The organism is bacterium, assembly GCA_016708315.1.
GTDB lineage: Bacteria > Zixibacteria > MSB-5A5 > CAIYYT01 > CAIYYT01 > JADJGC01.
On sequence record JADJGC010000002.1, the window covers coordinates 528,124 to 539,644 of the forward strand.

Annotated in this window: 5 protein-coding genes; 1 reads left to right on the plus strand and 4 read right to left on the minus strand. The window is 49.2% G+C overall.

The window, feature by feature from the left end; translation table 11 throughout:
• Window positions 1-107: 107 nt before the first annotated feature.
• Window positions 108-875 (minus strand): PEP-CTERM sorting domain-containing protein, encoded by a 768-nt coding sequence (locus IPH59_02725; protein ID MBK7090628.1) that lies wholly within the window; start codon window positions 873-875, stop codon window positions 108-110.
• A gap of 276 nt (window positions 876-1,151) precedes the next feature.
• Here IPH59_02725 and vanZ point away from each other — a divergent pair, with 276 nt between their 5' ends.
• Window positions 1,152-2,129: a VanZ family protein gene (vanZ, locus tag IPH59_02730; GenBank protein MBK7090629.1), complete on the plus strand. Its 978-nt coding sequence runs from the start codon at window positions 1,152-1,154 to the stop codon at window positions 2,127-2,129.
• An 80-nt stretch (window positions 2,130-2,209) separates the two neighbouring features.
• Here the strand turns inward: vanZ and IPH59_02735 are convergent, their stop codons facing one another.
• The 3 genes from IPH59_02735 to IPH59_02745 form a co-directional block, all read right to left on the minus strand.
• Entirely contained in the window at window positions 2,210-8,161 is a 5,952-nt protein-coding gene (locus IPH59_02735) for a hypothetical protein (protein MBK7090630.1), read from the minus strand.
• Between the two features lie 498 nt (window positions 8,162-8,659).
• On the minus strand, window positions 8,660-10,150 hold the full coding sequence (locus IPH59_02740; GenBank protein ID MBK7090631.1) for an oligosaccharide flippase family protein: 1,491 nt from the start codon (window positions 10,148-10,150) through the stop codon (window positions 8,660-8,662).
• Window position 10,151: 1 nt separating this feature from the next.
• Complete coding sequence (locus IPH59_02745) at window positions 10,152-11,492, minus strand: glycosyltransferase (GenBank protein ID MBK7090632.1); 1,341 nt, start codon at window positions 11,490-11,492, stop codon at window positions 10,152-10,154.
• Window positions 11,493-11,521: the final 29 nt, after the last annotated feature.

The following is an 11,521-nucleotide window of genomic DNA, read 5'->3' on the forward strand; positions in this document are numbered from 1 at the left end:
CAATTTGGAGAGAAAAAGTCAAGGGTAAAAGTCGCCCATAAACTAAGAAAGGCTGCCCAAATCAGGACAGCCTTTCGAGATGTTTGTCTAGTACTTGAAGAATTCTACTATACAGTAGCTTTCTTACGTCCACGCAGCTTAGCACCAAGGCCAGCGAGTCCGATTCCGAAAAGAACCATCGTAGCCGGTTCAGGTACGCTTTCGTACTGCTTTTCGAGTAAGTCGTTGCCACATTCCAGAGTCTGATGGAACGTAATCGCGCCAGAACCGAAGTCGCTAAGAAGTGAACGGGAGAAGCGGTATTCCCAAATGTAAGTGCCGGCTCCGCCTCCGAACATTGGGTTGCCCTCGAGGGTAGCATCGTAGCTCTTCAGAATATCGACACCTCCGAGGTTTGTGCCGGTACCGACGCGCCAAGCTCCGACAGCGTCGCGAATGGCTAAGTTGTTGTAATACGTACCCGGCTTATTGGTGATGCCGTTTGCAGTCGCGACATCAACTAACCTTCCGTCGCTTGTGATTGCGTAATCGTCTTTATCGCCGCCAAACCCGAAGAACAGGTCGCCACGGCCATAGGTCTGATTCCATCCCGTAGAATAGGCACCTTCGTTGAAAGACGAGGTCACGCTCAGGTAGATGAAATCGTTGTCGTAAGCAAAGTTAAGTCCTTCGATATCAAACTTCTCTCCACCTTCCGCCAGATTACCCGGAGACGGCAATGAACCGACACCACCCGGATATGTGATATCTGCGGTGTTGTTGTGCTCATCGAAGTAAGCCGATCCGAAGTCGTAATATGTCCAGTTGAATGCACTTGCTGTAGAGACTCCGATTAAGGAAGTCAATGCAAGTGCGGCGAGAAAGGATTTCAGCATCAAGCCCTCCGAGGGGTTATAGGTGAAGCAATCTACTACGAAGTAACTACTTGACTTGAAGCAACTGCTGTGCCAACAAGGAACGGTTGAATTACTCGTCGTAGCGCGTTGTTGCACTATCACTTAACAAAAGGAAGCGACTATATCAAGCAAATTCAGTGTGCAACACTTTTCAGATAAATGACATTTTGCGACCACCATTTTAAACAGCAACTTCTAGATCGAATTGCAGACAGGCAACTTACTTAAACGACTTGCCTAAGAATTGAGAATCAGTTGATTCAGGGCGTGCAGAATCGGACCAATATTGTCTTAGCAATACTTGCGTTGCTTGCAGGTGTTTATCTGCTTGATGGCGTCGAGATACCTGCTCAGTCGCGACTATGGCGCGAGTTCACAAATGCCGGTCACGCGCCGTTGTTTGGTGTTCTGTCGATTGCAGTCTTGGTCTTGACAAGGGCTTGCTTCAATAGCTGGAAATCTCCCAAGAGTTACTACCTATTCGCAGGTATCACGACGGCGGGTCTCGGTTTTACGACGGAGGTAATCCAGTACTTCACTCCAAGAGACGCAAGCGCATTGGATATGGTTTACAACCTTATCGGAATAGTCAGTTTTCTCGTTTTTGCCGCGACGTTTGATAGAGGATTGCGAGTAGTGTCGCCGCTGAGTCGACTACGATACCGCATTATTGCGCGATTGGGCTCGCTTGTAATTCTCAGCACTGCGTTCATCGCCTTTGCGGTGATTGCTTCAGCACATGCCCATCGAAAGACGCAGTTTCCTGTGATTCTAGATTTTGAGTCCTTTCTCGATAAGAGCTTTCTTGAAGCATCAAATGCGATGATTGATTTTGTGCAAGCTCCACGGACGTGGACGCTGAACGCAGGATCCAAAGTCTGCTGGTGGGCCATTCAACCTGGCAAGTTGTCATCAATAACAGTCAAGTATCCAAATCCGGTCTGGGCGGGATATGATCACTTGGAATTCCAGATTTACTCAGAGATGACTGAAGCAGTTTCAGTTTCTCTTCGAATAAATGATGTACAGCACAACTTCGATTTTGAAGATCGTTACAACACTGAATTGAGAGTAGAACCGGGACTCAACTTCGTCTCGATTCCCTTGCTAGACGTAGAAAACGCACCGCGCGGCCGCAAAATGGATATGACGAGTATCGCCAACATCATCATGTTCACAACTGTCAAGGATAGTCTTGTGGCGCTCTATATCGATAACATCAGATTGAGGTAGCAGAAATGCACCGGATTAGAAACAGAAGTGCCGGAGCTCAAGTGAGTTCCGGCACTTCGTTTCGAGCAGTGCGATGCGAGCTATCTCTGTACGATCAACTTGCCAGTGATGGTCTTGTCGACAAGACGAACGTACCACAGGAAAACTCCCGAACCGAGCTTCTCCCCTGCCGAGTTGCGGACATCCCAAAGGAAATCGCCGGCGAGATTCTCGATCTCAGCAACCTGATCGCCAGAAGCCGTGTAGACTTCGAATTTTGACCCGGCGGGCAAGTTGTGAACTACGACACCGTCTTGAGAGTAAGCAAACGGATTCGGTGATACAAAAATGGGAGCAACGATCGAGAAGCTTGCGGTCACGCTATAGTCGCTTTCCCCATGCTTTGCTCGCCAGTAATAAACGCCTTCGCTCAGAACGATGTCTGGCGTCCATATCGCAGTATTACCGCCGCTCGTTACATTCCCTGCTAAAAGCAAATCGTCGAATGTGTTGCTTGTAGACAGTTCAAAGAGACAGAGAGTCGAACTATCCGCCGCTCCTGACCATGAGATGATCAATGAGGGTTGGACGTATTCGACAGTGGCGCCATTAGCTGGCGACACAATGGACGGAGCTTCGGCAACATCAAGAGTGATTTGCATCTGATAAAACTTCTCCGCCTCACACCAGTTGGAAGAATGCGTGCTGTCGTTGGCACGAGCGCGCCACCAGTAGAACTGATTTGGAGTCAGCTCTGCGTTTTGAATGACGCTCGTCTGACCTGGGCCGGGCATTACACCATTGACGGTTTCAATGAGGATTGTCAGCAGCGAATCGGAGTACACTTCAAAATCATAAGTCAGTGGCTCGTCATCGGGGTCAGTAGCATTCATCACAATATACTCGTGCATCGAGCCAATTACAGTATCACCATCAATTGGAGCAGATGGAACAGGCGAGTACGGAATACGGTTTGTTCGGAAGTTCCTGGTTGTTGAGTATGGAGACCAGGACTGACCGTCGTAAGCACGTGCGCGCCAGCTGTAGGCCGTCTTGGGTGCCAGAGTAATTGAAGTCGTCCACAAAGTGCTGTTCAGGCCTTGGGTCGTCATCGGGGATTGTGCCAACAGGACTGTTGCAGCTCCATTGTACAGATAGAACTGATAGGTCAAGGCGTCGCCGTTGGAATCCGTCGCGTTACCAGCGATTAAGTCAGGTGTCATGTCGATTACGCGACTATTCTGTAAAGGCAACTGAGGAGCTGGTGCTCCTGGAGCGACGTTTGTATTGACACTGAACGACCGGTATGAAGCATAATTGGAGTAAAGCGAACCGTCATAAGCCCGGGCACGCCAGTAATAGGTCGTTCCGCTGCTTAAGCTAGGAGTCACTACCCAAGAAGTCGTGCTTGATCCCTGAACCACGCCAGACACCTGCGCTACAATATTCGCGAATGATGTATTGGTTGCGACCTGGAAACTGTAAGTAATCGGATCTCCGTTGGCGTCAGTGGAATTATTCACCACCAACGAAGGTGTCGCAATAGTAAGTGTTGCGCCGGCAGAAGGGCTCGATAACGTTGGTACCGTCGGTGCCGAATTGGCAACAATCGAAAACGTACGGTACGCCGCATAGCTGGAAGCGAGTGAACCATCGAAAGCACGCGCCCGCCAATAATAGGTCGTCCCAGTGCTTAAGTTGGTGGATACTTGCCATGAAGTTGTGCCTGACCCCGGTGCCACGTCCGAAATTTGCGCAACAATAGTTGTGAACGCTGAAGTCGTTGCAACTTGGAATTGGTATGTCAGAGAATCGCCATCTGGATCGGTTGCATTGTTCAGCGACAGCAATGGAGTCGAAGTAGCCAGTGAAGCGCCAGCTGCCGGGCTCGCCAGAGTCGGAGCCGCTGGTGCATTGTTTGCGGAAACCGTAAACGAGCGGTACGCTGCATAGCTTGAATAAAGCAATCCGTCATAAGCGCGGGCGCGCCAATAGTAAGTGGTTCCATTCACAAGATTGGGACTCACCGTCCAGGATGTCGACCCAGCCCCCCCCTGAGTGACGCCAGTCGCTTGAGCGGCGATAGTTCCAAATGTGGTCGAAGTCGATACTTGAAAGTCATAAACGATTGTGTTGCCCTCTGCATCGGTCGAATTAGTTAAAGTCAGGGTCGGCGTCAGTGTGCTGACTTGACCTGCGGCAACAGGGCTGGAAAGATTCGGCACTGTGGGCGCACTATTGACACCAATTACAAACGACCCGTTACTTGAATAACTGGAATAGAGTGAACCATCATAGGCACGAGCGCGCCAGTAGTACGTAGTTCCGTTATTCAGGTCGGTACCTACTACCCATGAGGTGACACCGCCGGTACCTTGGGTAACGCCTGTCGTTTGCGCTGCAATCGTCCCAAAGGCCGCCGAAGTTGAGACTTGGAAATCGTAGAAAATAGCGTTCCCTTCGGCGTCTGTGGAATTATTCAAAGTCAGCGTGGGGGTCGTTGATCCAACTTGCGAGCCTCCGATTGGGCTGGCCAATGTCGGCACTGTTGGAGCAGTGTTTACGCTAATGGCAAAAGAACGGCTTGCTGAGTAGCTCGAATACAGTGAACCGTCATATGAGCGCACTCGCCAATAGTAGGTCGTGCCGTTCGTCAGGTTCGATGACACGGTCCACGAAGTTGTGCCGCCGCCACCTTGTGTTACACCCGTCGCCTGTGCAGCAATTGTCGCAAATGCCGCTGAAGTAGAAACTTGGAAATCGTATGAAACGGTGCTGCCTTCAGGATCAGTTGCGTTATTGAGAACCAATGCCGGTGTTAGCGTTGCTAGCTGGGCGGCGTTGGCTGGACTGGAGAGTGTTGGCAGTGACGGCGCCAGATTTGGCATACCGAAAATATCGAATTCGCTAAGCCACACCACAGTCGGATAAGTTGATGGACCCTGATTTACCGCTTGATAGTAGCGAATGCGCGAGGTCGTCGTCGGCGTAATGTCGACAAATGTGCAACTGTCGACGGTGGCGCTGCTGATTGTCGAGACGTCGCTGTACGCAGAACCGTTCCATGCCTGAATCCGGAACTGCTGTGACGTCATCCAACGCTGCTGATAGGTATTCCACGCCCAGTAAATTGCTATTCGTTCGACCGGACGTGCAGCGCCTAAATTCAATTCAACCCAATGCGGCTGAGTGGCGCTTTCGGCCGCCCAAGTCGATGCTTCACCACCGAATGGATTTAGATTGCCATCGGTCAAAGTGGTAGCGCTGTAACCGGGATAGGTACCGGATACTGTGGGAGCTATACCTTCGCCAATATTGTTTGTAGTAAGAAAAGTGAAGTCACCACTAACTCCTTCGTTGCCGGCAGCATCCCTTGATCTTACGCGAAAATGGTATGTCGACATCGAATCGAGCCCGGAAATCAACTGCTCGTGGCTTGTGACCAAAGTCGAGACAAGTGTTGTCGACGAACCATATGATGTTGTCGCGCCATAGTTGATCTGCGAGCTTGAAGGCTCGTCGGTAGTCCATGTGATTAACGCTGAGTTATGAGTGATGTTCGTTGCAACCACATCCGTTATGGAAGGTGCTGTGACGTCAACAGCGACTGGACTGAAAGTTCGGGCAGTAGTCCAACTTCCCCATCCGCAGACGTTCTGTGCACGTACGCGCCAGTAATACACAGTACCGCCAGTCAATCCCGAAGCAGAGACAGTTGACGAAGCAGGTTGCTGATCGATCACAGTACTGGCAAAGCTTGAATTGTCATCGACCTGGACCTGATAAGCAATTGCTCCGGCGATGTCACTCCAATCGAGCGCCACCGGTTGAGCAAGGCCCGTTGCACCGTTGGCCGGTGAAACATAGTTAGGAGCAACCGGAAGATTACAAGCTGTCGAGAAGAATCTCGATGCGCTCCAACTTCCGTACCCGCAGCTGTTTTGCGCCCTAACTCGCCAATAGAACGTCGCACCGTCAGCCAAACCGGTGACAGCGTAGGCCGAAGCAGCAACCGATTGGTCAAGTGTGACACTTGAGAAGTCCGAGTTGTTGTCGATCTGAATTTGATAGCTGGTAGAAGTCACAACATCATCCCAATCCAAGGTTATTGGCTGGGTGAGATTTGTGGCACCATTTGCCGGTGTCGCTAGGGTCGGAGTACCTGGTGTTACACAGACGATCGAAAAAGTCCGTCCAGTTGTCCAAGGCCCCCAACCGCAATTATTCTGCGCTCTGACTCGCCAGTTAAATGCCAATCCAGTCAAACTGAGGACCGAATAACCGGACGAAGTGGAGTACTGGTCTACTTCCGGACTTGAGAAGTCGGCATTGTTATCGACTTGAACTTCATAATTGATTGCGCCGGACAAATCTGCCCAATCAAGGGAGACTGGGAGGGAAAGACCGGTAGCGCCATTAGCCGGTGTAGATAATGTCACAACTCCCGGGACAATACACCCATCATCAGGTGGCTGTACAGCTCCATACTTGGTCCAGTTTCGTCCACCGTAGTTACGACTCATTGACCCTGTCGATGAAGTCTCGAACGTTGTTGTGTTAAGGCCTGGGTTGGAGTAACTGCCACGTGCATCTCGCCCTGCTGCCTGCCAGGTCGCCCAACTCTGACTGCTCCCTCCCCAGAGAGCCGAGAATGAGCCTGACGGTTCGTAAATCTGATTCGAATCAATGGAAATTGTCAAACCAGACACATTGTCGCGAAAATCATAATGGTACGAGAATCCATATGGTCCGGGCTGCAGATCATAGATTACGTTGTACTTGAATGTTCCGGTATTTGCGGCATATGGTGTTTGCACTTGCAAACCCGCATTGCAATTGTAAAAGGTGTTGTTTACGAAGATGTGATTTCCGCGGTCGTCATTGCCACTTGAGCTGTTGCCGACAAGAATTCCCGCATCTTGGCATCCGACGAATATTGATCCGTAAACTGAACAAGCATAGGCATTCGTGTACAGATTAATGCCTTCTCCACCAATATCATCGAATTTGCTAAATCGCACCGTAAGGCGCTCTACAATTCTCTTGGTGCCGGAAGCGTACGAGTTTTTGACTTCGATGCCGTCTCCAGGTAAGTTATGAAACACGCAGCTATCGAATGTCGTTTCAGTGATATCATATCCGATAAATCCCGAACCACGGTGGGCAATGGTGCCTTCACCTTCGGGAGCAATCGCTACTCCAATCGAGCAACTACTGAATACGTTGAAGCGATTATATCCGGCATCCCAGTTGCCCGTTGAATCGTGTACATCCCCGTGTTGATTTGACATGATCACTGCGGGATTACAAGTCTGGCAGTAAGAAGTTCGCGAAAGCTTACAGTAGCGAAAGATGGCAGAATCGGAGCCATCAAGAAACATTACTGCAGCGCGCTTTCCCATTCTAATATCGAGTCCGCCAAAGTAGATATTGTCTTGTGCAGTGTTATCAAACTTTACGGGTGACTTGCATGCTACTTGAATCTCAACCGTGTTCGGATTGACATTACCGAAGCATTGGACGTACACTCGATTCGACGCCAAGTCGTGATAAAACTCACCCGGTGCATTGACTCCCGATATGGACAACTGCGGTTCGAGTAGCGTGCCATTTTGTGCCCCAACATACGCCTGACCACCTGCGCCGTCCTCGGTATCGCAGCCAGTGCCAGTCCATGTTGCGCGATAGACATTTCCAGAATAGACCGACCAGCTCGCCTTTGGAATTGAGTCTGCGCCGTTAATTTGCGCCAATCCAGAGAAGTTATTCGAACCGTTTGCAACATAGGCTGAATCCAAATAATAGGTCATGTTCGGGCGTGTGCTGCCAGATGGCGGAACAATCTGAGAGTTTAGATAGACTCCTCGACCAATGAGAATTGTGTCGCCAGCGGCATCCGCGGCCACAGCCGCACTGATTGAAGTCGCTGCTTTGGCCCAGGTGTCGTAAGGCGCAGTATTCGAACCTGCCTTACTCACATAGATCGTCTTGGCAAGGGCGCTCGCTGACAACAAGCACACACATACCATAAGTAGGACAAACTTCATTTTCATTTTATTCCTCAACATGCCTCTGGGGATGTTTCGCTCCTAAATTGTTATATCGACTTTCAACACTCGTTTATAAAGCAATTGTCGTTCCGTGACTGGAGACAACCTATCGCCTCATAACCACTCGTTGCATAACATGTTACGACGCAGCAAATGTCGTCGCCAACCAAAACGTCGAAAGGTGTTGTGCAATTTCTGAAATCTGTGCAGTAATTGAACCACGTAAATCCGAAACTGTTTGATGGTTTTCTGCCGTTTGTAACGACAACAACCTACTCTCAAACATCAACATTGCAGGCAAAACGGTCTGTTTAGTAACCATTCCAGTGCATACACCAGCCTGATTGGAACATAAATCTGATCAGTCTTACGGTTTTCTAATCTCACTTAACTTAACCACAACACAATCCGCCCAAACCAACCAAGCGGACAATCTACACACCCCCGGCCATAATACTCATCGTTGCGAATATGATCTCCTCAACGCGCTGCGCAAGGTTATCAATGTCTAGAGTTTCGCAAGAGAAGCCGCTTGGATGTTCCCACAACAAGGCGAGACAGCTCGGTCATTTTTTGCAATTCATCTTCGCTGTAGAATCGCCAAAAGTACAGAATTATTGGGAAGGACAATGCTATTGCCATCTTGACAATCAGAGAGAAAGCAAGGTTCGGAACATCGATCACGAGCGAAACTGCATATAGGATCATTGCCACTACCGACATTTTTACAATTCGCCCGACTTCGTAGTTCACGACGTACAAACGTTGTGATTTTACATGAGTGTAGATGGTCAAGAATGTGAAGGCCACAACAGTGGACACAGCAGCCCCCCAAATACCAACAATTGGTATTAAAAGCAAGTTGCATGCGGTGTTAATCGCTGCCGCCGTGAGTGTCGCCAATGCCAGGTACTTTGTCTTGTTTTCAAGGTGTAACCCAAACTGAACGTATACGTATATTCCGTTCAGAATGTAGGAAACGAGTAGTAACGGTACATATTTATGGGCTTCGGCATAGCTTGGATCTGCGGCAACAGAAATCACATCTTTAATGGTCACGGCAATTCCAAGCGACACTAAGATTTCGATAAAAACAAAATATGTGAAGATCGTGGCGAAAATTGATTTGGCGTTGGCTTCCTTTACCAAATCAAATCGTTTAGGTCCCCAAATCATCAGAAACGGCGACATGACCAACATGTTTGGCATCATTCCAAATTTGTAAGCTAACGCGTAAATCCCAACCTCCGACAGCGACATCATTCGCTGCAAGATGAACCTGTCGCCAAAGTTTAGAATGAACATTCCCAGCGTTCCCCAAACCAATGGAACACCGAACTTTAAGAGCTCGCGGGCCATTTTGAATGAGAACGTAAACTTGACCCGACGGAGAATGTAAATTGCGAATCCGATTGCCGAAACGCTCGCAGTGATTAGCCCGCTAAACAGAAGCCCCATTACACCAAGTCCCAATCCAACGATAAAATAAACGTTCAAGCCAAGGCTAAGAAGAGTCTTGGTGAACGAAATCGACACGAAGAGCACAGATTTCTCTTCCATTCGCAGCAGCGCCTTGGGCACTTCCTGGGCCAACTGGATGACGAAAGTAATGAATACAATGTTGATTAGTCTGGAAAAGCTCTCAGAGTCGAACACAAGTGTGGAAATTTCGTCTGAAAACAGAAGCAATAACGCAAGGATCGATACCGAGATTATGCTGAGTGTGATCATTGCGACGCTTAGGACGTGCTGCTTCATCTCTGGATCGTCGTACTTGTAGTAGAATCTCATGACAGCCTGCGTGATTCCCATTCCGAGAAACATGCCTGCGATATAGCTGGTTAGGTCCAGCAATTCGAGCGTACCGTAATCTGACGTTGAAAGATAGTGCGTATAGAGGGGAATCATCAAGAAGCCGAGCGCACGGCTCAGCATGTCGGCAACACCGTAAATTGCAGAGTGCTTTGCGAGATTCTTGATTATGTGAAACACTTTACCTCTTGATCAAAGAATCCATAAGGCCAGCGAGTCTGCCCGTCTGGAGTTTTCGATCGAATTGTCGAACGAATTCCCAGTTCGGATTTGCGACCAGTTCTCCAGCCATTTTCCGGCGATGAAATTCAAGAATAACATGCTCTATCTTCTTGATATCATCATGCGGCACAAATGTCAACGTTCCGCCCGCTGATAGAATTCGCGACGATTCACCCTCCCATCCGATCATCAGAATCGGGCGTGCCGAGCGCATGTACTCGAATGTACGACCTGCGATTACGCGGTCGCGCATTACTTCGCTGCCGCTTGGCACCAACAGCAGCAAAACATCAGCCTGAGTCATCATAGCAACCGCTTCCTTGTGAGGGCGGAATCCAAGAACTGAGACATTTTTGTCGAATGGCGGCACCGAGAGTCTCTCCCGCCACATTTCCACGGATTCGCTGACAAAGGTAAGTTTGATTTCAGAGCCAATACCTTCTGCAGCAATCAGATTTTCTAGCGCAATCAGCAAGTTCTCGATAGCAGAGTCAGTATAGATTTCCCCGATACTGAAGATGTGCAGACACTTGGCCGTTTGATCTTGGCTGACTGGTTGAATTGTTGCGAAGTCTGCCTCATCATACCCGTTGGTAATGACATGATGCTTGCCGGCATCGATAGTTGGGAACGATTCTTTCACGAGCTGCGCCCGTCCATTCCCAGTGTGGATAATTGCGCCTGCCCGCGAAAGCGTCCTTCGTTCGAGCCAGCGTTCATAACGGAAACGCGATTTCGACACTCTTGGTGCCCACAAGGCAGTAGTTTCAAGATTGCGGCGATTGTCATGAGTTGTCCAAGGATCGCGAAAATCTACAACAAGCTTCTTGCGAGTCAAAAATGAGAGAATGAGGGCAATTACATGACCGCTCTCCGGCGGCGACGTCGAGAGTATGACGTCGATTTTCTCTCGCCAGATAATCCAAAGACCTTTAACAATCGCAAACGGAATCCAGCCTACTTTCCCGTCTGGGGTGTTCACGAAGTTATGAATGACATTTCGCAGCGGAGTCAGAACAAATCGCTTGAGTGGAGATTGGCGGACAGGGGTTGCAGGCGAGTTAGAATCGCCGCTTACGCGGGGCTTAGCTGGCTGAGCTTGATACTGTCGCCGTCCGTAAATTTTCTCGAAGACCCAGTCCTCAATGCGAACAAACTCAAATGAATATGCTTTGTATATCTTAGTATTTTCAGGCAATTCTTTGAGAAGGCTGTCATCAATGATTTTGGTGTCAGGATTCTTAACGGAGAGAATAACTGGCCGCCACCCGAAATCAGGAAGATATTTCGAGAATTTCACTGGGCGATATATCCCAGCGCTTCTAGCTG

Bases quoted from the DNA above. Each gene is read 5' to 3' on its own strand.
- IPH59_02735 (MBK7090630.1), bottom strand. From the start codon at position 8,161: ATGAAAATGAAGTTTGTCCTACTTATGGTATGTGTGTGCTTGTTGTCA.
- IPH59_02725 (MBK7090628.1), bottom strand. From the start codon at position 875: ATGCTGAAATCCTTTCTCGCCGCACTTGCATTGACTTCCTTAATCGGA.